Origin of the sequence: Pseudomonas sp. DC1.2, from assembly GCF_034351645.1 — a bacterium.
In the GTDB taxonomy this organism is placed as follows: domain Bacteria; phylum Pseudomonadota; class Gammaproteobacteria; order Pseudomonadales; family Pseudomonadaceae; genus Aquipseudomonas.
Map to the genome: position 1 here is coordinate 431,906 of NZ_CP133782.1, position 20,613 is coordinate 452,518.

Annotated in this window: 18 protein-coding genes and 1 riboswitch; of the genes, 12 read left to right on the forward strand and 6 right to left on the reverse strand. The window is 59.9% G+C overall.

Features of this window, described 5'->3' with window-relative positions:
- Positions 1–32 precede the first annotated feature (32 nt).
- The 4 genes from RHM68_RS01940 to RHM68_RS01955 all read right to left on the reverse strand — a co-directional run bounded on the left by RHM68_RS01940 (position 33) and on the right by RHM68_RS01955 (position 3,471).
- Positions 33–1,001 (reverse strand): metal ABC transporter ATPase, encoded by a 969-nt coding sequence (locus tag RHM68_RS01940; protein WP_322220273.1) that lies wholly within the window; start codon positions 999–1,001, stop codon positions 33–35.
- A gap of 32 nt (positions 1,002–1,033) precedes the next feature.
- Positions 1,034–1,846 (reverse strand): aldo/keto reductase, encoded by an 813-nt coding sequence (locus RHM68_RS01945; RefSeq protein WP_322220274.1) that lies wholly within the window; start codon positions 1,844–1,846, stop codon positions 1,034–1,036.
- Positions 1,843–3,021 (reverse strand): NAD(P)/FAD-dependent oxidoreductase, encoded by a 1,179-nt coding sequence (locus RHM68_RS01950; protein ID WP_322220275.1) that lies wholly within the window; start codon positions 3,019–3,021, stop codon positions 1,843–1,845. Before RHM68_RS01950 ends, RHM68_RS01945 begins: the two co-directional genes overlap by 4 nt.
- A gap of 117 nt (positions 3,022–3,138) precedes the next feature.
- Positions 3,139–3,471, reverse strand: a complete 333-nt coding sequence (locus tag RHM68_RS01955) for a multidrug efflux SMR transporter (RefSeq protein WP_322220276.1) — start codon at positions 3,469–3,471, stop codon at positions 3,139–3,141.
- A gap of 103 nt (positions 3,472–3,574) precedes the next feature.
- On the opposite strand from RHM68_RS01955, the gene RHM68_RS01960 reads away from it, so the two are divergent.
- Together RHM68_RS01960 and waaA are read left to right on the forward strand one after the other, a co-directional pair.
- Positions 3,575–4,495, forward strand: coding sequence for a LysR family transcriptional regulator (locus RHM68_RS01960; RefSeq protein WP_322220277.1), 921 nt, complete (start codon positions 3,575–3,577; stop codon positions 4,493–4,495).
- Complete coding sequence (gene waaA / locus RHM68_RS01965) at positions 4,488–5,768, forward strand: lipid IV(A) 3-deoxy-D-manno-octulosonic acid transferase (RefSeq protein WP_322220278.1); 1,281 nt, start codon at positions 4,488–4,490, stop codon at positions 5,766–5,768. Before RHM68_RS01960 ends, waaA begins: the two co-directional genes overlap by 8 nt.
- Before the next feature lie 24 nt (positions 5,769–5,792).
- Here waaA and RHM68_RS01970 read toward each other — a convergent pair whose 3' ends face one another.
- Positions 5,793–7,226, reverse strand: a complete 1,434-nt coding sequence (locus tag RHM68_RS01970; protein ID WP_322220279.1) for a TolC family outer membrane protein — start codon at positions 7,224–7,226, stop codon at positions 5,793–5,795.
- 187 nt (positions 7,227–7,413) lie between these two features.
- Positions 7,414–7,519, forward strand: a riboswitch (TPP riboswitch).
- 163 nt (positions 7,520–7,682) lie between these two features.
- Between RHM68_RS01970 and thiC the strand changes: the two genes are divergently transcribed.
- Together thiC and cytX are read left to right on the forward strand one after the other, a co-directional pair.
- Positions 7,683–9,572, forward strand: a complete 1,890-nt coding sequence (thiC, locus tag RHM68_RS01975; protein ID WP_322220280.1) for a phosphomethylpyrimidine synthase ThiC — start codon at positions 7,683–7,685, stop codon at positions 9,570–9,572.
- A 151-nt stretch (positions 9,573–9,723) separates the two neighbouring features.
- A complete protein-coding gene (gene cytX / locus RHM68_RS01980; RefSeq protein ID WP_322220281.1) occupies positions 9,724–11,016 on the forward strand; it encodes a putative hydroxymethylpyrimidine transporter CytX in 1,293 nt (430 codons plus the stop codon).
- Here cytX and RHM68_RS01985 read toward each other — a convergent pair.
- Positions 10,985–11,731 carry an RsiV family protein gene (locus RHM68_RS01985; protein ID WP_322220282.1) on the reverse strand — a complete coding sequence of 249 codons (747 nt, stop codon included), beginning with the start codon at positions 11,729–11,731 and terminating at the stop codon, positions 10,985–10,987. The genes cytX and RHM68_RS01985 overlap by 32 nt on opposite strands.
- Before the next feature lie 214 nt (positions 11,732–11,945).
- Between RHM68_RS01985 and RHM68_RS01990 the strand changes: the two genes are divergently transcribed.
- The 8 genes from RHM68_RS01990 (at position 11,946) to parC (ending at position 20,466) form a co-directional block, all read left to right on the forward strand.
- A complete protein-coding gene (locus RHM68_RS01990) occupies positions 11,946–12,563 on the forward strand; it encodes an NUDIX domain-containing protein (protein ID WP_322220283.1) in 618 nt (205 codons plus the stop codon).
- Positions 12,554–13,006, forward strand: a complete 453-nt coding sequence (locus RHM68_RS01995; protein WP_322220284.1) for a DUF1249 domain-containing protein — start codon at positions 12,554–12,556, stop codon at positions 13,004–13,006. Before RHM68_RS01990 ends, RHM68_RS01995 begins: the two co-directional genes overlap by 10 nt.
- Positions 13,007–13,114: 108 nt before the next feature.
- Positions 13,115–13,930 (forward strand): 3',5'-cyclic-AMP phosphodiesterase, encoded by an 816-nt coding sequence (cpdA, locus tag RHM68_RS02000; RefSeq protein WP_322220285.1) that lies wholly within the window; start codon positions 13,115–13,117, stop codon positions 13,928–13,930.
- A gap of 196 nt (positions 13,931–14,126) precedes the next feature.
- The gene (locus tag RHM68_RS02005; protein ID WP_322220286.1) at positions 14,127–14,735 is read left to right on the forward strand and encodes a YqiA/YcfP family alpha/beta fold hydrolase; all 609 of its coding nucleotides are present in this window, start codon (positions 14,127–14,129) and stop codon (positions 14,733–14,735) included.
- 41 nt (positions 14,736–14,776) lie between these two features.
- Entirely contained in the window at positions 14,777–16,681 is a 1,905-nt protein-coding gene (parE, locus tag RHM68_RS02010) for a DNA topoisomerase IV subunit B (RefSeq protein WP_322220287.1), read from the forward strand.
- On the forward strand, positions 16,681–17,670 hold the full coding sequence (locus RHM68_RS02015; protein ID WP_322220288.1) for an esterase-like activity of phytase family protein: 990 nt from the start codon (positions 16,681–16,683) through the stop codon (positions 17,668–17,670). Before parE ends, RHM68_RS02015 begins: the two co-directional genes overlap by 1 nt.
- Complete coding sequence (locus RHM68_RS02020) at positions 17,667–18,188, forward strand: retropepsin-like aspartic protease family protein (RefSeq protein WP_322220289.1); 522 nt, start codon at positions 17,667–17,669, stop codon at positions 18,186–18,188. Before RHM68_RS02015 ends, RHM68_RS02020 begins: the two co-directional genes overlap by 4 nt.
- A gap of 10 nt (positions 18,189–18,198) precedes the next feature.
- The gene (gene parC, locus RHM68_RS02025) at positions 18,199–20,466 is read left to right on the forward strand and encodes a DNA topoisomerase IV subunit A (RefSeq protein WP_322220290.1); all 2,268 of its coding nucleotides are present in this window, start codon (positions 18,199–18,201) and stop codon (positions 20,464–20,466) included.
- The last annotated feature ends 147 nt before the right edge of the window (positions 20,467–20,613 follow it).

Genomic DNA, 20,613 nt, shown 5'->3' on the forward strand with positions numbered 1-20,613 from the left:
TCGTTCCTACGCTCAAGCGTAGGAACGGTCGATCAAGAGCTGATTTTCTTGCGCGGTACGATCTTTTTCAGTAGTTGCGTGGCTTTCCCACGTAGCCGCGCCAAGCCTGAGTCTTTCCCCGGCGGCGCCAGCCCTTGCTGGCGCACCCAGTCCTTCCAGCGAATCCGCTCATCGCGCACCAGCCAACCTTCCTGCTGGGCAAAACTCTCTGCCAAGTACAATCCCCGCGTACTTGCCGGGTACAACTGATCTTTTTTCAAGGTATAGAGTTCGGCCATCGGCTGCCCGTCCTGCAGGGGCATCAAGTACAAGTCCGGGCGCTTGCGATCAAGCCGTGCCACCAATTGGTCGCCTTCCAGTCGTTCATCGACATGGAACAGGCTCAGGGATTTGGCTTCCTTCGGTACATCCAGGCGCAAGTCGTAGATCAATTGAAGCGATGCGGTCGGCAAATGCACGTAAGCCCTGGGACGCTCGATCAATTGCATGTTGGCGCAACGCACCGGTCGCGCCGAGCCCGAGAGCGGTGACAGGCGAAACGGCAGCGCTTCGCGGTAATGCAGCGCGGTCGAGTAGGGCGCTGGCAGCCACGTGTCGTTGAAGCGGCCGCTGAGCCAGCCTTCCGGGGTTTCCAGCAGGCACTCCTCAGCAATCTCCTGGATTGCCGTGTGCAGTGGCAGGTTCAGTTCATGGGCGGGTACGTAGCCGGAAATAAGCTTGAGTACCACGTCGCCGCGATCTTGACGCCGTTGGCGCACTAACACCCAGTAGTCGCGATTCTGCCAGTGCAGGGTCAGACGCACCGACACCCCAAGGTTTGCCAGCTCAAGGGCAAATCGTTCGTTGTCGGGCACCGTCACGGGACGGCGCCGTTGCAGTGTTTGAGAAAAATTAAGCGGCATCCCGACGCTTTGATAGCTCAGGCCTTCTGGCGTCGCTTCGACATGTAGCGGCAGGGTCTTGAAGTTGTTCGGGTTCTTTCTTATGAGCGTACGCGGCATGTCGGCTCCTGCTTAAGGCCGCGTGGGCGGCATCAGTTTCTACGTAGGACCCTGGCAACGGTCGCGACGTTATGGGCGAGGTGCAGCGGATTGATGGTCCCGACAATAGCACTGGCAACACCCGGATGTTCAAACAACAACTCGAAGCTGGCACGCACCGGATCCACGCCGGGGCTCAGGCAGACATGACCGCTGGCCAGTGCTTTCTTGACCAGGATGGCTTTACCGTGAGCCGCCGCGTATTCAATGACCGGCCTCTCGTTCTGCTCGTTGAGATTGTAGGTGACCATGGCGCAGTCCCCTTGTTCCAAAGCTTTCAATCCACCTTCGACGGTTTTTCCGGAAAAACCGAAGCCGCGAATCTTGCCCGCGCATTTTAACTCGGCCAGCGTCGCGTAGACCTCGCTGTCATTGAGAACCGCCAGATCGTTTCCGTCAGAATGCACCAGCACCAGGTCGATAAAGTCTGTCTCCAGGCGTTTCAGGCTGCGTTCCACCGACAGGCGTGTGTGTGCGGCGCTGAAATCGTGGCGGGACTGACCGTCGGCGAACTCTTCGCCGACCTTGCTGACGATCACCCAATCCTGGCGCTGACCACGCAACAACGGGCCGAGTCTCTCTTCGCTGCGGCCATACGCCGGTGCCGTATCGATTAGGTTGATGCCCATTTCCTGTGCGAGTTTGAGCAGTCGGCGGGCGTCATCGTCATCAGGGATCTGAAAACCGTTGGGGTACTTCACGCCTTGGTCGCGGCCGAGTTTTACCGTGCCCAGGCCCAATGGCGAAACCATCAAGCCAGTGCTACCCAACGGGCGACGTAGTTCGTGCAGGGTCGGCTGGCTCATGGCAGCAGTTGCTCCCAGGCCGGGATGCCCATCGGTGGTTTTGGCAGGTCGTCGGGTAACGGCGCCAGAGGGGTTGGCTGGATGCCGTCGCGGGTAAGGCTGGCGATTACCCGGTCGGCGAAGTCCGGCGCGAGGGCGAGTTTGGTCGGCCAGCCCACGAGCAGCCGACCCTCCTCGGCAAGGAACGCGTTGTCTGGACGGCTTAGGCCTGATTGCAACGGCTCGGCCCGATCGACGCGCAAGGTCGCCCATTGCACCGTGCTCAGGTCGATCCATGGCAGCAACTGGCTGAGCTCTTTTTGCGCGGTGGCGATTTGCTCCGCTGGCTCGCGGGCTACGCCTTCGGCTTCGGCGATGTCGCCGCCCAAGTACCAGACCCACTGGCCATCGGCCGACGGGTGGGTGGTCACGGTCATGCGCGGCTTGGTACCGCCCCCCAGGCAATGGGCGTACAGCGGTTTCAGGCTTGGGCCTTTGGCGATGATCATGTGCAAGGGACGGCGTTGCATGGCGGGTTGGCTCAGCCCCAATGTTTCGAGCAGCGCCGCTGTGCCGGCGCCGGCGCTGAGGACGATGCGCTGGGCTCGAATCGGGCGTTTATCAACCGTCAGCCCGACCAGAATCCCGCCTTCCAGTAGCGGTTCGATCTGCTGCCCGGCGAGCAAGCCATCGCCCGCCAGGTCTGCGAGGCGCTGGATCAGGCTCGGCACGTCGACCACTAATTCGGCCAAACGATAGACCTTGCCCTTGAAGCGCTTGTCTTGCAGAGCTGGCGGCAGCTGGTCGCCCTTGACCTGATCGACGCGGCCGCGCACTGCCTTGCTGGCGAAGAAGCTGGTGAGGTTGCCGGCGAGCGTGCCGGGGGACCAAAGGTAATGCGCTTCGGACAGCAGGCGCACCCCTGACAGGTCCAGCTCGCCATCGCCGTCGAGGGCTTCACGCCAGCGCCGTGGCATGTCGGCGATGGCTTCCGAGGCGCCCGTCAGCGCGCCGTGCAACGCGTACTTGGCGCCGCCATGGATGATGCCCTGCGACTTCACGCTCTGCCCGCCGCCGAGACTGGCGCTTTCCACCAACACGGTCGAAAAACCCTGGCGACGCAGACGCGCGTTAAGCCAGAGGCCGGCGACACCAGCGCCGACAATCAGAACGTCGGTGGAAATAACGGATGGCATGCAACGACCTCAGTGTTCAAGACGAGGGCGCAGTATACAGACTCGATGCGGAGGGGATTTGTCAGTGATCAAACTGTGGCAGCGAGCAGGCTCGCTCCCACAACGGATTGCAGGCAGTTAGTGCCCCGCAGTTTTTGAGAACAGTTGGATCACTACCACGCCCAGAACAATTAAGCCCATCCCCAACATGGCCGGTACGTCCAGCTTCTGCCCATAGATGAACAGCGCCGCGATGCTGACCATCACAATCCCCATGCCCGCCCATACCGCGTAAGCCACGCCCACAGGGACGGTGCGCACCACCAGGGTCAGCATCCAGAACGCGATGCCGTAACCGATGATCACCAGCGTCAGCGGCAGCGGGGTGCTCAAGCCCTTGACCGCTTTCATCGATACAGTCGCCATTACTTCGGCGCAGATGGCGATGGCCAAGTAGTAGTAGGCGGTCATGGGTCAATCCTCAAATATTGCGTTGCGTGGTGAGGTCGGCATTTTAGCGATTAACCAAGTGCGGTAAAGTCATTACCTATCTTCCATAGAGATAGGTTGCGTCATGAGCGTGCAATGGAGTCTGGAACACCTGCGCCTGTTTGTCAGTGTCGCGGAGCGGCGTTCGTTTTCCGCCGTCGCGCGGGATCAGCGCAAGGCGCAGTCAGCGATCAGCAGTTCGATTGCGCTGCTGGAAGATGACTTGGGCGTGAGCCTGTTCGACCGCAGCAGCGGCCGTCAGCCGAAACTCACTGAGGCCGGCGCTGCATTGTTGGAGGAGGCGCGAGAAGTGTTGCGCCAGTGCGAACGCCTGAACGGCCGCGCACTGGCGATGATGCGTGGCCAGGAAGCTCGCCTGCGCCTGGCACAGGATGAGGCAATGCCTTATCAGCCAATCATTGAAAGCTTCGAAGCGCTTGCCGAGCAATTCCCCAGTCTGGAAGTGCAGTTGACCAGCGCCGCCCAAGGCGATGTGGCGCGTAAGTTGGTGGAGCGCCAGGCCGATCTAGGCTTGCTGTTTTATCACGACCAGATACCTGAGGCGCTTGAGCGCCGGGTGCTGGGTAGCGTCGAGATGGTCACGGTGTGCGGCGTCGGGCATCCGTTGGCGACGCAGCGTGCGGTGGACTGCCAGCAACTGGCGCAGCATCGACAGTTATTGATGTCCACTCAGTCCAGCGTTTATCCCGGCAGCGAGCCTGCCAGCCCGCAGGTTTGGCGGGCTGACAGTTTCTACGTGATGGCCGAATGGCTAGTGCGTGGCCTCGGTTGGGCCTGGCTGCCGCGGCACGTGGTGCAATACCCGGCCTATCAGGGCCTGATGGTCGAACTGGCCAGCGAGTGGACGCCGCCAGCGCTGGTGGTGGAGCTGGTCTGGCGGCGCGATGAGCCCTTGGGCCCGGCCGCGCGTTGGCTGGCGGAACGTTTTGCTGTGCATTTGCAGGCGATCGGCTTAAAAACCGATAAACTCCGGCGCCATGAATAGAACTCTCTATACCGCACTGTTTTATCTGGGGCTGCCATTGGTAGTGATTCGGCTGTGGCTGCGCTCGCGCAAGGCGCCGGCGTATGCCCAGCGCATTGGCGAGCGGTTTTCCCTCGGGCTACCGGCGATGAAGCCGGGCGGCCTCTGGGTACACGCGGTGTCCGTGGGCGAAAGCATTGCTGCCGCACCGATGATTCGTGCCTTGCTGCAACGTTATCCACAGTTGCCGATCACAGTGACCTGCATGACGCCGACGGGCTCGGAGCGTATTCGGGCGCTGTTTGCCGATGAGCCGCGCGTCCAGCACTGCTATTTGCCTTACGACTTGCCCTGCGCTGCGGCGCGATTCCTCGATCGGGTCCGGCCGAAGCTGGCGGTAATCATGGAAACCGAACTGTGGCCCAACCATATCCACCAATGCGCCAAGCGCGCGATTCCCGTGGCGTTGGCCAATGCGCGATTGTCCGAGCGTTCTGCCAAAGGCTATGGCCGCTTTCATAAACTGACCCAGCCAATGCTGGCGCAGATGAGCCTGTTCGCGGTACAGACCGAGGCCGAGGCACAGCGTTTTCGCTCGCTCGGGGCACGGGCAGAAGCGGTCGAAGTGACCGGCTCAATCAAATATGACCTGACCATCGACCCGCAACTGCTCCAGCGCGCCGCCGAGCTGCGTGGCCAGTGGCAAGCGCTGGAGCGCCCGGTGTGGATTGCAGCGAGTACCCACGAAGGGGAAGACGAAGTGGTGCTGGCGGCGCATCGTCAGCTACTCGCCAATCATCCCGATGCATTGCTGATCCTGGTGCCGCGCCACCCTGAGCGTTTCAACGCGGTGTTCGAACTGTGCAAGCAACAGGGATTTGCCACGGTGCGCCGCTCCACGGGCGACGCGGTGATCGCGAACACTTCGGTGCTGTTGGGCGACACCATGGGTGAGTTGCTGTTTCTTTATGCCTTGGCCGACAGCGCCTTTGTCGGCGGCAGCCTGGTGCCGAACGGCGGGCACAACCTGCTGGAACCGGCTGCGCTGGCCAAACCGGTATTGAGTGGCCCGCACGTGTTCAACTTTCTTGAAATCGCCGCGCAGTTGCGCAACGCCGGGGCGTTGGTCGAGGTCGAGGATGCAGAAAGTCTAGCGGTGGCGGTGCAGCGGTTGTTCGAGTTGCCGCGTGATGCGCAACGGATGGCCGAGGCGGGGTTGAAGGTGATGCGCGCCAATCAAGGCGCGCTGCAACGGTTGCTGGACGGGTTGGGGCGTTTGATCGACAAGGCATGAGCCTGGCGCCTCAACGTCTGGCGGTTAAGGCCGGGCTTTGAGTTGTTCCGCTGCCGCCTTGGCCAGGTCCGGTGGGAGAAAGTCCTTGTCCGGGTTGTAGTCGGCCTTGAGGTAGCGGGTCAGGTCCTGCAAATCGCCGGGGTTCAACGTGCCGGCTGCCTGCTTCAAACGCAGGTTGTCGAGGATGTAGTCGTAGCGCGTGTTGTTGTAGTTACGCACCGAGGTGTACAGCTGACGCTGCGCATCAAGTACATCGACAATGTTGCGCGTTCCTACCTGATAACCGATTTCGGTGGCTTCCACCGCGCTCTGGTTGGAAATGATCGACTGCTTGCGCGCCTGCACCTGCTCGACGTCGGTGTTCACCGCACGGTGCAGGTTGCGGGTGTTTTCCACCACCTGACGGCGCAGGCCTTCACGCTGTTGCTCACTCTGATCCAGGCGCGAATAGGACTCGCGCACTTGTGAACTGGTGAGGCCGCCGCTGTAGATCGGGATATTCAGTTGCAGCGCCAGCGTGCGCTGCTCGACATTGCCGCCGTAAGGCTGGCCAAAGGCATTCGGGTTGGCGAAGCCCAGCGCATCGTTGTCACCTTTCTCATACTTGGCCACGGCGTCCACGGTTGGCGCATGGCCGGCCTTGCGTTGCTTGAGGGTTTCTTCAGCGGCGCTGACCGCGTAATTACTGGCCAGCAGATTCAGGTTCTGTTTGGCCGCGGTGTCGACCCAGGCCTTGGCGTCGTTAGGCGTCGGCGGCAAGATTGGCAGCGTATGGACGATCCCCCAGATCGAGTTGTACTGGCGGTTGGTCAGGGTAATCAGCGCTTCGAACGCGTCATCGACCTGGCGCTGAGCGAGAATCCGGTTGGCGCGGGCGGTGTCGTAACTGGCCTGCGATTGCAGCACGTCGGTCTTGTCCGACAGGCCCACATCGAAGCGTTCGTTGGACTGGTCGAGCTGACGCTTGAACGCGGCTTCTTCAGCTTTGGTCGAGGCCAGGTTGTCCTGGCTGCGCAGCACGTTGAAGTAGTTTTCGGCGGTTTGCAGGATCAGGTTTTGTTCAGTGGCCGAGAGTTGCAGCGCAGCTTGTTCGTTGACGTCCTTGGCGGCCTGGAATTGGAACCAGCGGTCTGCTCGAAACAGTGGCTGGGACAAGGTCGCCTGGTAGGAGTGGGCGCTGCGGTTGGCGATGGCCGAAGGTTGATCTATCGAGGTGCGCACATCGGCCACTTCGGCACCGCCAGAAATATTGGGCAGCAACCCGGCGCGGGCTTGTGGCACGACTTCTTTTTGCGCGCCATATTGAGCGCGGGCAGCCGCCAGGTCGGCGTTGTTGTCCAGCGCTTCTTGATAGACGCTGACCAGGTCGGTTTTGGTCGATAAGGGCGCTTCTTCTGCCCAGGCCATTCCATTGGACGCACAAGACACGGCAAGGGCCAGTGAGAGTTTGCGCAGCATGAGGCCATCCCTAAAAATTACACTGATAATTTGAGCGCCAAAGGTACGGCGCTGTGTCGTACAGCGTCAAGGCGCGGCGTAGCGAGTGTAGTTGCGCACGCAGGCGGCAACAATCCTGTAATTACGCCATTCATCATGGCGTTTGCCGCGGTGTTGGCGTTCTTGAGCCGTTGTGTCTAGACTGGCCGGGTTCTTGTCGGGGTGCCTTGCTATGAGGCTGAGATCGAATAATTTCGGATCCCGTTGAACCTGATCAGGTTAGCGCCTGCGTAGGGAACAAGATTTCTCGTCACCCGGCGAGTCCTCTTGTGCTTCGTCCGGGATGTTGTTCGACAATCGAACACCCCTCGAGTACAGAGCACAGCACGGCTGGTTTTCCCTGCGCCCGTGCGTCCATTCGATTACAGGTTCGCTCCGACAAAAATCCACTGCCTGGATGTGTTCGGAGAGCCCGTGATGACGATAAAACTAAAAAATACGACGAACCTGAGTGACTCTGCCCAAGTCGATCAACAATCGGTTCAGCCGTTTACCCGCTCGCAAAAAATCTATGTTCAGGGTTCCCGCCCGGACATCCTCGTGCCCATGCGCGAAATCAGCCTTGATGTGACCCCGACCGACTTCGGCGGTGAGATCAACGCGCCGGTCGTTGTGTACGACACCTCGGGGCCCTACACCGACCCCAACGTCATCATCGACGTGCGCAAAGGCCTGGCCGATATTCGTTCGCCGTGGATCGAATCCCGTGGCGATACCGAACGCCTGAGCGGCCTGAGTTCGAACTTCGGCCAGGAACGTCTCGCCGACGCCGAGCTGACCAAGCTGCGTTTCGCTCACGTCAACAACCCGCGCCGAGCCAAGGCCGGGGCTAACGTCAGCCAGATGCACTACGCGCGCAAAGGCATCATCACCGCCGAGATGGAATACGTCGCCATCCGCGAAAACATGAAGCTCGAAGTGGCCCGTGCCGCTGGGTTGCTGGACGTGCAGCACGCGGGTTACAGCTTCGGCGCCAGCGTGCCGAAAATCATCACCCCTGAATTTGTCCGTGACGAGATCGCCCGTGGTCGCGCGATCATTCCGGCCAACATCAACCACACCGAACTGGAACCGATGATCATCGGCCGTAACTTCCTGGTGAAGATCAACGGCAACATCGGTAACAGCGCGCTGGGTTCGTCCATCGAAGAAGAAGTGGCGAAACTGACCTGGGGCATTCGCTGGGGTTCGGATACGGTCATGGACCTGTCCACCGGTAAACACATCCACGAAACTCGCGAGTGGATCATCCGCAACTCGCCAGTACCAATCGGCACGGTGCCGATTTATCAGGCGCTGGAAAAAGTCGACGGTGCGGCCGAAGACCTGACTTGGGAGCTGTTCCGCGACACACTGATCGAGCAGGCCGAGCAGGGCGTTGATTACTTCACCATCCACGCCGGCGTGTTGCTGCGCTACGTGCCACTGACCGCCAAGCGCGTCACCGGCATCGTTTCGCGTGGCGGTTCGATCATGGCCAAGTGGTGCCTGGCGCACCACCAAGAGAATTTCCTCTACACCCATTTCGAAGATATCTGCGAAATCATGAAGGCCTACGACGTCAGCTTCTCGCTGGGCGATGGCCTGCGTCCGGGCTCGATTGCCGACGCCAACGACGCCGCACAATTCGGCGAGCTGGAAACCCTCGGCGAGCTGACCAAGATTGCCTGGAAGCATGATGTGCAGTGCATGATCGAAGGCCCGGGCCACGTACCGATGCAGTTGATCAAAGAGAACATGGACAAGCAGCTGGAATGCTGTGACGAGGCGCCGTTTTATACCCTCGGTCCGTTGACCACCGACATCGCGCCGGGCTACGACCACATCACCTCCGGTATCGGTGCGGCGATGATCGGCTGGTTTGGTTGCGCGATGCTTTGCTACGTCACGCCGAAGGAACATTTGGGCTTGCCGAACAAGGATGACGTTAAGACCGGGATCATCACCTACAAGATCGCCGCTCACGCGGCGGACTTGGCCAAGGGGCATCCTGGCGCGCAGATTCGCGACAATGCTTTGAGCAAGGCGCGCTTCGAATTCCGCTGGGAAGACCAGTTCAATCTGGGCCTCGATCCGGACACTGCACGCTCATACCACGATGAGACCCTGCCGAAGGACTCGGCCAAGGTTGCGCACTTCTGCTCGATGTGCGGGCCGAAATTCTGCTCGATGAAAATCACCCAGGAAGTCCGTGAGTACGCGGCCAACCAACGGATTGAAACGGTCGATGCCGAAGTCGCCAAGGGACTGGCTGAGCAGGCTGAGCGGTTCAAGCAGGAAGGCAGCCAGCTTTACAAGAAAGTTTGATCTGACCCGAAAGGGTGGGGCCTGAAAAGGCCTCTTCGCGAGCAGGCTCGCGCCCACACAGGATCTGTGTTTTTTACACCGTCCCTGTGGGCGCGAGCCTGTTCGCGAAAGCGATCAATACAACAACAAATGTCCCTCTGAGATAACACCCTTGAGCATTCAAACCAGCACTTACTCCCCTGATATCGCGGTGCCCACCGACAAGCGTGTGTTTGGCGGCCGTGATCTGTTTTCCCTGTGGTTCTCCCTCGGCATTGGCCTGATGGTGTTGCAGACTGGCGCTTTGCTCGCTCCTGGCCTGGGCCTGTCGGGTTCATTGCTGGCGATTTTTCTCGGCACGCTGGTCGGCGTGCTGCTGTTGGCAGCGGTTGGCGTGATCGGTAGCGACACGGGCCTTTCGTCCATGGCGGCGCTCAAACTGAGCCTTGGCAAACATGGCGCGAGCCTGCCGGCGGTGCTCAACCTGTTGCAACTGATCGGTTGGGGTTCGTTCGAAATCATCGTCATGCGTGACGCCGCCAGCCTGCTCGGCGCCCGTGCGTTCAGCGAAGGCAGTCTGTTGACCAGTCCACTGCTCTGGACCCTGGTGTTCGGCGCACTCGCCACCCTGCTCGCCGTCAGCGGTCCCTTGACGTTCGTGCGCAAAATCCTGCGCAAATGGGGCATCTGGCTGCTGTTGGCAGCGTGCCTCTGGCTGACCTGGAATCTGTTTTCCAAAGCCGACCTGGCTGCGTTGTGGGCCAAATCCGGTGATGGTTCGATGCCGTTCGCCGTGGGTTTTGACATCGCCATCGCCATGCCGCTGTCGTGGCTACCACTGATTGCCGATTACTCACGTTTTGGCAAACGTGCGAAAAATGTCTTTGGCGGCACTGCGCTGGGTTTCTTCATCGGTAATTTCTGGCTGATGAGCCTGGGCGTGGCGTACACCCTGGCGTTCGCGCCGAGCGGTGAAGTGAATGCCTTGCTGCTGGCATTGGCCGGTGCCGGTCTTGGGATACCGCTGCTGCTGATCCTGCTGGACGAGTCGGAAAACGCTTTTGCCGACATTCATTCGGCCGCCGTGTCGAGCGGGATTTTGTTGCGCTTGAAAGTCGAACACCTGGCCTTGGCCATCGGCGTGATCTGCACACTGATTGCGTGCCTGGCGCCTTTGGCCCAGTACCAGAACTTTCTGTTGTTGATCGGTTCGGTGTTTGCACCGCTGTTCGGCGTGGTGCTGGTGGATCACTTCATCCTGCGCCAACGCAGGCGCCAAGTGGCTTCAGCGGCGCTGCGCTGGCCGGCGTTGCTCGCCTGGCTGGGCGGGGTGACCACTTATCATTTGCTGGCTAATCTGTATCCAGACATCGGCGCAACCCTGCCGTCTCTGGTACTGGCAGGGCTGCTGCAGTTTGTGCTCGGTCGAGCCTTCAGTGACGGCCGGGAAACAGCTCAGGCTTGAGAATGCCGTTCAGGCGTGTGTAGGGGATGGTCAGTTCGATATTGCCCAGCGCGTATGGCGCAATGGTGCTCACGTCGTACTTGAGCAGTACCCCTGCGGACGTCAGCGCCACGTTTGGGGTTTTCTGGAACGGCCAGGTCTTGATGTATTCCTGTTCCTGATCGAGGCGGGTGGCGATCAGCCAATTGTTGTGCGTGACCCGCGCCGCCTTCCAGAGCATCTCCTCCTGCCCCGGCAGCAACATGTCCGCCACACTCAACACTTTGTGCTGCTGGCGCGAATAGTTGATGAAACCACGGCCGGGTTTGCCGTGTTCTTCGCCGGTGTCCAGGTAACTGGCCAGCTCAATGATCACCAAGCCGTCATGCTGCTCCCGTACTTTGGCTTGCAGGTAGCTGCCGTAACGCGGGGCGGCATCGCGCAAAAACTGTTCGCGGTAGGCTGCCAGCGTCGGTGCCACGGGGGCATCGGGCGACGTGCGGGTCATTTGCAGCAGGCGTTTTTCGACGATGCCATCCAGCGCAGGCTCGGTCGGGAAGTGCAGGGTATCGATGTTCACCAGCGGGCAGTCCGGGGTGGTGCAGCCCGGTTTCAGCTGTTCCGAGGCGTCGTTGGTGGAGGGCAACGGCGTCAGGTAATTGGGTTGGAACAGGCTCTGGCAGGCACCCAGAGTCAAAGCAATTGCGGCCACTGAGGCGATTTTAAAAAGCGACATGGGCGTCCTTCATAAACCAGGGGAAGACGAAAAGTTACGGCTTCGACTCTCAACGAAGCCGTCCGTTCGCCACTGCGCTAATTAGAGATGTTTACAGTCGCGCCGTCTATCCCGCTGACAGGAAAGGGGCTGCATCAAACGTTGCGAGCGCGTTAGGATGGCGCGAAGTCGAGGTTGGAGCCTCGTATTGGATTCGCCGTAAACGAGGATGTTCATGACTGATTTTGCCAACGCTGTTCCGACCACCGTTGATATCGTTAGCCGGGAAACCTGCTTCAAGGGTTTCTACAAGCTTGAGCGTGTGGTGCTGCGCCACGAACTGTTTGCCGGTGGCATGAGCCGCGAGATCAACCGCGAAGTGTTCGTTCGGCACGATGCCGTGTGCGTGCTGCCTTACGACCCGCAGCGCGATGAAGTGGTGCTGATCGAGCAATTTCGCGTCGGGGCCATGGGCAAGACCGACAACCCGTGGCTGGTGGAACTGGTCGCTGGTCTGATCGACAAGGACGAAGAACCGGAAGAAGTTGCTCACCGCGAAGCGCAGGAGGAAGCTGGGCTGATGTTCGGGGCGCTGTGGCCGATGCTCAAGTATTTTCCGTCGCCGGGTGGCAGTAACGAATTCGTGCATTTGTACCTGGGGCGCTGTGATACCAATGGAGTAGGGGGGCTGCATGGACTGGCAGAAGAAGCGGAAGATATTCGCGTGACGGTCTGGGCGCTCGAAGATGCCCTGCAGGCCGTGCGCGATGGACGAATTGCCAACGCGGCCAGCATCATTGCTTTGCAATGGCTTGCTTTGAACCGTGCTGAAGTGAGGGGGTTATGGTCGTAAACAAGCTGCGCGATCGCTATCGGGTGGACCTCGTGGGGCTACAAGCTTCCTGCGAGGCGAATTACGCGCGACTGATGCGATTGCTGCCTGACATGCGCAACGAGCCAGCGGCTCGGCGCATTGCGGTGACTCAGGGCGACCAGATGCTCGGCGTCCTCGCGCTGGAAGTCCTGCAGGCCTGCCCTTACACCACCACTTTGCAGGTGCGTCAGGAGCACAGCCTGCCTTGGCTGCCGGTGCCACAACTGGAAGTGCAGGTCTACCACGACGCGCGCATGGCCGAAGTTATCAGTGCCGAGCATGCGCGACGCTTCCGGGGCATCTATCCTTACCCGAATGCGGCGATGCACCAGCCGGATGAAAAAGCGCAGCTCAATCTGTTCCTGGGAGAGTGGCTGAGTCATTGCCTGGCCTGCGGGCACGAGTACGCAGTGGTTCGCTAAGTGGTCCCGTTGTGAACTGCGTCCGGTTCACAGGTTTCCTCTTTTGATCGTCCCCCAGCATAATTGCGGCACCTACCCATTTTCGTGATCCAGCCCTGGGAGAACGCCTTGCCGAGCGTATCCACATTGACCACCGCCGACACGGCGTTGCTGGTGCAACTGTCCGACAGTCACCTGTTTGCCGAAGCGAACGGCACGTTGGTGGGCATGAATACTCGTGACAGCCTGCAAAGCGTTATCGAATTGGTGAAGCGTCAGCAGCCGCAGATCGACTTGATTGTGGCCAGCGGCGACCTGTCTCAAGATGGAACGCTGGAGTCTTATCAGCAGTTTCGTGACATGACGCAGCACATCGATGCCCCGGCACGCTGGATTCCGGGCAATCACGACGAGCCCCACGTCATGGCTGAAGCCGCAGTGCAGAGTGCGCTGCTGGAACCGGTGGTGGACATCGGCAACTGGCGAATCACGCTGCTCGACTCGGCGGTGTCGGGCTCGGTGCCAGGGTATTTGCAGGATGAGCAGTTGCAGTTGTTGGCGCGCGCCTTGAGCGAAGCGCCCCAGCGGCATCATTTGGTGTGCTTACATCATCACCCGGTGTCGATCGGGTGCGCGTGGATGGAACCTATCGGTTTGCGCAATCCTGAGGCGCTGTTTGCGGTGCTGGACCGGTTCCCCCAAGTGCGGGCGGTGTTGTGGGGGCATGTGCATCAAGCGTTCGATCAGTTGCGTAATGGCGTGCGGCTGATGGCTTCGCCTTCGACGTGCATTCAGTTCGAGCCGGGCAGTGAGCATTTCAAGGTGGGCGAGCAGGCACCGGGGTATCGGTGGTTGCGGTTGTTACCGGATGGGCAACTGGAGACGGCTGTGGAGCGGGTGACCGGCTTCGACTTCAAGATTGATTACGCGTCGGGCGGCTACTGATGGATCAAGCGTTCGGCCTCTCGATCTCGCCCTCCGCAACGCCCCGGCAATTGGCGTTATGGCGAGGGTGGAATAACCGGGTTCGTCGGTATCGGAGCGCCTAACCCAGAATAGGCCGTCTCCAGCCATCGGCTATCCCCGATTTCTCAGACTCCCTGTAAACTGCGGCTCTTTGCCCGACGCACAGGGAGCTCAAATGTCTGGTTCGATCCTTTATATCCACGGTTTCAACAGCGCCCCGGCCTCGAAAAAGGCCTGTCAGTTGATTAATGTGATGGACCGTCTTGGCTTGAGCGATCAGTTGCGAGTGCCGGCCCTGCACCACCACCCGCGTGAGGCCATCGGTCAGCTGGAGCAAGCGATTGGCGAACTCGGTCGGCCTCTGCTGGTCGGCAGCTCACTCGGCGGCTACTATGCCACTCACTTGGCCGAGCGCCATGGCCTCAAGGCCCTGCTGATAAACCCTGCCGTCAGTCCGCATCGCCTGTTTGACGGGTATCTGGGGGCGCAGAAAAACCTGTATACCGATGAGACCTGGGAACTGACCCACGACCATGTAACGGCCCTGGCCGATCTGGAAGTGCCGGCGCCCCAGGATCCTCAGCGCTATCAGGTGTGGTTGCAGACCGGCGATGAAACGCTGGACTACCGCTTCGCCCAGCAGTATTACCGGGCCTGTGCCTTACGCATCCAGGCCGGCGGCGACCATGGTTTCCAAGGGTTTGCCGAGAAATTGCCGGCCATGTTGAGTTTTGCCAGCATCGGCGCCGATGTGTATCAGTCGATCGATTTCACCGCACTGTGAATCATTGCCCCCTATTTCACGAACACTGACGACGAGACCCCATGGCCACTCCCAGCGCTAGCTCTTATAACGCAGACGCCATCGAAGTCCTCTCGGGCCTCGACCCGGTGCGTAAGCGCCCCGGCATGTATACCGACACCAGTCGGCCGAACCACCTCGCCCAAGAAGTCATCGACAACAGCGTCGATGAAGCCTTGGCTGGGCATGCGACGTCGGTGCAGGTCATCCTGCACGCCGATCACTCCCTGGAAGTCAGCGATGACGGCCGTGGCATGCCGGTGGATCTTCACGCCGAAGAAGGCGTGTCTGGCGTTGAGCTGATCCTCACCAAGCTGCATGCGGGTGGTAAGTTTTCCAACAAGAACTACCAGTTCTCCGGCGGCCTGCATGGGGTGGGTATTTCGGTGGTCAACGCCTTGTCGACCGAAGTCCGGGTGCGCGTAAAGCGTGATGGCAACGAATATCAGATGACCTTCGCCAATGGTTACAAGGCCACCGAGCTGGAAGTGATCGGTACCGTCGGCAAGCGCAACACCGGCACCAGTGTGTTCTTCGCGCCGGACCCGAAATACTTCGATTCGCCGAAATTTTCCATCAGCCGTCTCAAGCATGTACTCAAGGCCAAGGCCGTACTGTGCCCTGGGCTGCTGGTCAGTTTTGAGGACAAAGCCACCGGCGAGAAAGTCGAATGGCATTACGAAGATGGCTTGCGCTCCTACCTGGTCGACGCGGTTACTGAATTCGAGCGCCTGCCGGACGAACCGTTCTGCGGCAGCCTGGCCGGCAATAAAGAAGCGGTGGATTGGGCGCTGCTGTGGTTGCCGGAAGGCGGCGAGAGTGTGCAGGAAAGCTACGTCAACTTGATCCCGACGGCTCAGGGCGGTACGCATGTCAACGGTTTGCGTCAGGGCTTGCTCGACGCCATGCGTGAGTTCTGTGAATTCCGCAGCTTGCTGCCGCGCGGCGTGAAGTTGGCACCGGAAGACGTGTGGGAGCGCATTGCGTTCGTGCTGTCGATGAAGATGCAGGAGCCGCAATTCTCCGGTCAGACCAAAGAGCGCCTGTCGTCACGCGAAGCTGCGGCATTTGTCTCCGGTGTGGTCAAGGATGCTTTCAGCCTGTGGCTCAACGCCAACCCGGAAACCGGCATGCTGCTGGCGGAACTGGCGATCAACAACGCCGGCCGTCGTCTGAAGGCCAGCAAGAAAGTTGAGCGCAAGCGCGTCACCGCGGGGCCGGCGCTGCCGGGCAAACTCGCCGACTGCGCCGGGCAGGACCCGATGCGTTCCGAACTGTTTCTGGTGGAAGGTGATTCCGCTGGCGGCTCGGCCAAGCAGGCGCGGGATAAAGAGTTTCAGGCGATCCTGCCGCTGCGCGGCAAGATTCTGAATACCTGGGAAGTGGACGGCAGCGAAGTGCTGGCCAGCCAGGAAGTACACAACATCGCCGTCGCCATTGGTGTCGATCCAGGCTCGGCGGACATCACCCAACTGCGCTACGGAAAAATCTGCATCCTCGCCGACGCCGACTCCGACGGTTTGCACATCGCTACGTTGCTGTGCGCCTTGTTCGTCCAGCATTTCCGTCCGTTGGTGGATGCCGGCCATGTGTACGTCGCCATGCCGCCGTTGTACCGCATCGACCTGGGCAAAGAGATTTATTACGCCCTGGACGAAGCCGAGCGCGATGGCATCCTCGACCGACTGGTGGCTGAGAAGAAACGCGGCAAGCCGCAGGTCACCCGATTCAAAGGCTTGGGTGAAATGAACCCACCGCAATTGCGAGAAACCACCATGGACCCGAACACTCGGCGTCTGGTGCAGTTGACGCTGGAAGATTACGACGCTACCGCAGAAATGATGGACATGCTGCTGGCGAAGAAACGCGCCGGTGATCGCAAGTCCTGGCTGGAATCCAAAGGCAACCTGGCCGAGGTTCTAGGCTGATGCGTTTCGGCTTTGCCTTGGCGTGTGCGTTGCTGCTGACGTCGCTTGGGCTCTGTGCCGAGCCGGCGCCGCAGTTGCGCTTGGTGTCCGAGCATCCTGTGGACGGTATGCGCGGCGGCAATTTGTCGGGTCTGGCCCTGTGCGGTAAGGACCTGTGGGCAGTGTCTGATCGCGACGATGATCAAATTTATCGCCTCGACACCACCGACACGGTCTGGAAAGCCGAAACTGTGCGCATCGAGGTACCGCCCGTACCTGACAGCGGCTTGCCCTTGGGGCTGAGTTCGCGTAACTGGGCTGCGTCTTTCGTGCGCGGTGGCGATCTGGATTTCGAAGGCATTTCCTGTGACAACGCCGGTAATCGCTACATTGTCAGCGAAGGCCACGCGGCCGTGCTGCAAGTGTCGCCGCACGGGACTGCGTCGTGGCTGAAAATATCGCCGATGCTGGTTCGCGAAGCACGGGCCAGCGGCATGCTTTTGCAATTCAATGCGCTGTTCGAAGGCTTGGCGATCAACCCGGCGGGCGATGAAATGTGGCTCGCCGCCGAGCGTCAAAGTCGTGGTTTGCTGCGGATCAAGCGCAAACAGACCGTGTGGGACTGCGACGGTGGCTGCGTGCTGTTGAGCGAAGCCGGGCTGGAAATGCAGCCGGCACAGTTTCCCAATGCTAAAGCCGTGCCCAGGGATTTTTCCGATTTGTCCTTGTTCAACGGCAAGCTGTTTACGCTTGAGCGCAATGCCTATCAGATCTGTCGCCGCGACCCGCAAACGGCCAAAGTAGAGCGCTGCTGGTCCTACGCCGTCGAGTTGCTGCAGGAAAAGCGTCGTTACTCACAGAGCTATGGGCTGGAAGAGGCGTTGGTCATCGACGCTGACGGTGCCTGGATTGGTGTCGACAACAATTTCGGTGCCCGCGCCGATGGCGAGGCCCGGCCGATTGTCTGGCGCTTCGCCGCGCCGCAAGGTGGCTGGAGCGCCAAACCGTGAGTCAACAACCACCAGGTAAGCGCGCCGGCCGGGTGTTCATGATCTTGGCCTGGTGTGCGGCGTTGTTTTTGGCGACGCGGTTTTTCGGGCAGTGGGAAGACCGTCAGCAAAACCCTAATGCGGTGGTCAGCTCACAGCAGGGCGAAGGGTATGTCGAAGTGAAACTGGTCGGTAACCACCAGGGTCATTTTGTCGCCAGCGGCCATATCAACGGCCAGCCGGTGGATTTTATGTTGGACACCGGGGCGACCGATGTGTCGGTCCCGCAGGAATTGGCCGAACGGCTGAAACTGGATAAAGGCTTTGGGGTGACCCTGAGCACGGCCAACGGTTTGAGCCAAGGTTATCGAACCCGCATCGACCGGTTGCAACTGGGCGATATCGTGCTGCGTGATGTTCGCGCGCTGGTCGCGCCAGGCCTGGAAGGCGATCAAGTGCTGCTCGGTATGAGCGCATTGAACAAACTTGAATTTACCCAGCGCGGTGGCACCATGCTGCTGCGCCAGACCACGAAATAATGAGGCCCGCATGAGCGACTCCCTTGATCTCAGCCTGGACGGTGTAGAGCGCCGGTCACTGGCTGACTTCACCGAAAATGCCTACCTCAACTATTCCATGTACGTAATCATGGACCGTGCCTTGCCGCATATCGGCGACGGCCTGAAACCGGTACAGCGGCGCATCATCTATGCGATGAGCGAGTTGGGGCTGGACGCTGATTCCAAGCACAAGAAGTCGGCGCGTACCGTCGGTGACGTATTGGGTAAGTTCCACCCGCACGGTGATTCGGCCTGCTACGAAGCCATGGTCCTGATGGCTCAGCCGTTCAGCTATCGCTACACGCTGGTTGACGGTCAGGGTAACTGGGGTGCGCCGGATGATCCCAAGTCCTTCGCCGCTATGCGTTACACCGAAGCGCGGCTGTCCCGTTACTCCGAAGTGCTGCTCAGCGAGCTGGGTCAGGGCACGGCGGACTGGGGGCCGAACTTCGACGGCACGTTAGACGAGCCGCTGGTGTTGCCGGCGCGGTTGCCGAACATTCTGCTCAACGGCACCACGGGGATTGCCGTGGGCATGGCCACCGACGTACCGCCGCACAACCTGCGCGAAGTCGCGACGGCGTGCGTGCGTTTGCTCGACGAGCCAAAAGCCACGGTCGAACAGCTCTGTGAACACATCCAGGGCCCGGATTACCCGACCGAAGCGGAAATCATCACGCCGCGCGCCGACCTGCTGAAAATGTACGAAACCGGCAAGGGTTCGGTGCGCATGCGCGCCGTGTATCACATCGAAGACGGCGACATCATCGTCACCGCGCTGCCGCATCAGGTCTCCGGTGCCAAGGTACTGGAGCAGATAGCGGCGATGATGCAGGCCAAGCCGTCCAAGGCTCCGCAAATCACTGACCTGCGCGACGAGTCCGACCACGAAAACCCGTGCCGGATCGTGATCATCCCCGGCGCGCGCAAAAACTTTGACCACGATGCGCTGATGCAGCATTTGTTCGCCAGCACCGAGCTGGAATCGAGCTACCGGGTCAACATCAACATCATTGGTCTGGACGGCAAACCGCAGTTGAAGAACCTGCGTGCATTGCTGGTCGAGTGGTTGGAGTTCCGGGTTCAGACAGTTCGTCGTCGCTTGCAATTCCGTCTGGACAAGGTCGAGCGTCGCTTGCACCTGTTGGACGGTTTGTTGATTGCTTACCTCAACCTCGATGAAGTGATTCACATCATTCGCACCGAGGAGCACCCGAAAGCCAGCCTGATCGCACGGTTCGCGCTGAGCGAAATCCAGGCTGACTACATTCTTGACACCCGTTTGCGTCAGTTGGCGCGACTGGAAGAAATGAAGCTGCGTGCCGAGCAGGATGAACTGCTCAAGGAACAAGCCAAGTTGCAAGCCTTGCTGGGCAGTGAAGCCAAGCTGAAGAAGCTGGTGCGCACCGAGCTGATCAAGGACGCCGAAACCTATGGCGACGACCGTCGTTCGCCCATTGTCGAGCGTACTGAAGCCAAAGCCCTGACAGAGCACGACCTGCTGCCGAACGAAAAAGTGTCGGTCGTGCTGTCGGAAAAAGGCTGGGTTCGTTCCGCTAAAGGTCACGAAATCGACGCCACAGGGCTTTCCTACAAGGCTGGGGACGGTTTCAAAGCCCTGGCAGCCGGGCGTTCCAACCAGTTTGCAGTGTTTATCGACTCTACCGGTCGCAGCTATTCGGTCGCCGCGCACACCTTGCCATCAGCTCGTGGCCAAGGTGAGCCGTTGACCGGTCGTCTAACGCCGCCGCCGGGCGCAACGTTTGAATGCGTGCTGATGCCGGAAGACGATTCGCTGTACGTGATCGCCTCCGACGCCGGTTACGGTTTTGTGGTCAAGGGTGAAGACCTGCAAGCCAAGAATAAGGCCGGTAAAGCGCTGTTGAGCCTGCCAAACAACGCCAAGGTGATCCTGCCGCGCGCGGTTGCAGATCGTGAGCAGAACTGGTTGGCTTCGGTCACTACCGAAGGTCGCCTGCTGATTTTCAAAATCAGTGATTTGCCACAATTAGGTAAAGGTAAAGGCAACAAGATCATCGGGATCTCCGGTGAGCGGGTGGCGAGTCGCGAAGAATATGTCACGGACATCGCGGTTCTGCCGGACGGAGCCACGTTGGTGTTGCAGGCAGGAAAACGGACTTTGTCGCTGAAAGCAGACGACCTTGAGCACTACAAAGGTGAGCGTGGGCGTCGTGGCAACAAGTTACCAAGGGGCTTTCAGCGGGTTGATGCACTACTGGTAGAAACTCTCAATTAAGCGTGCTAGAGCGCTCGATCTACGATTTAACGCGTAGATCGGCGCTTTGGCGCTGGAGTCGGAACGCATATTCACGGATGATATGGCCTTTCAAACGTCGGCGTGGCCGAGCGTTCTTCATATTTATTGAGTATTTTTACTGTGGTT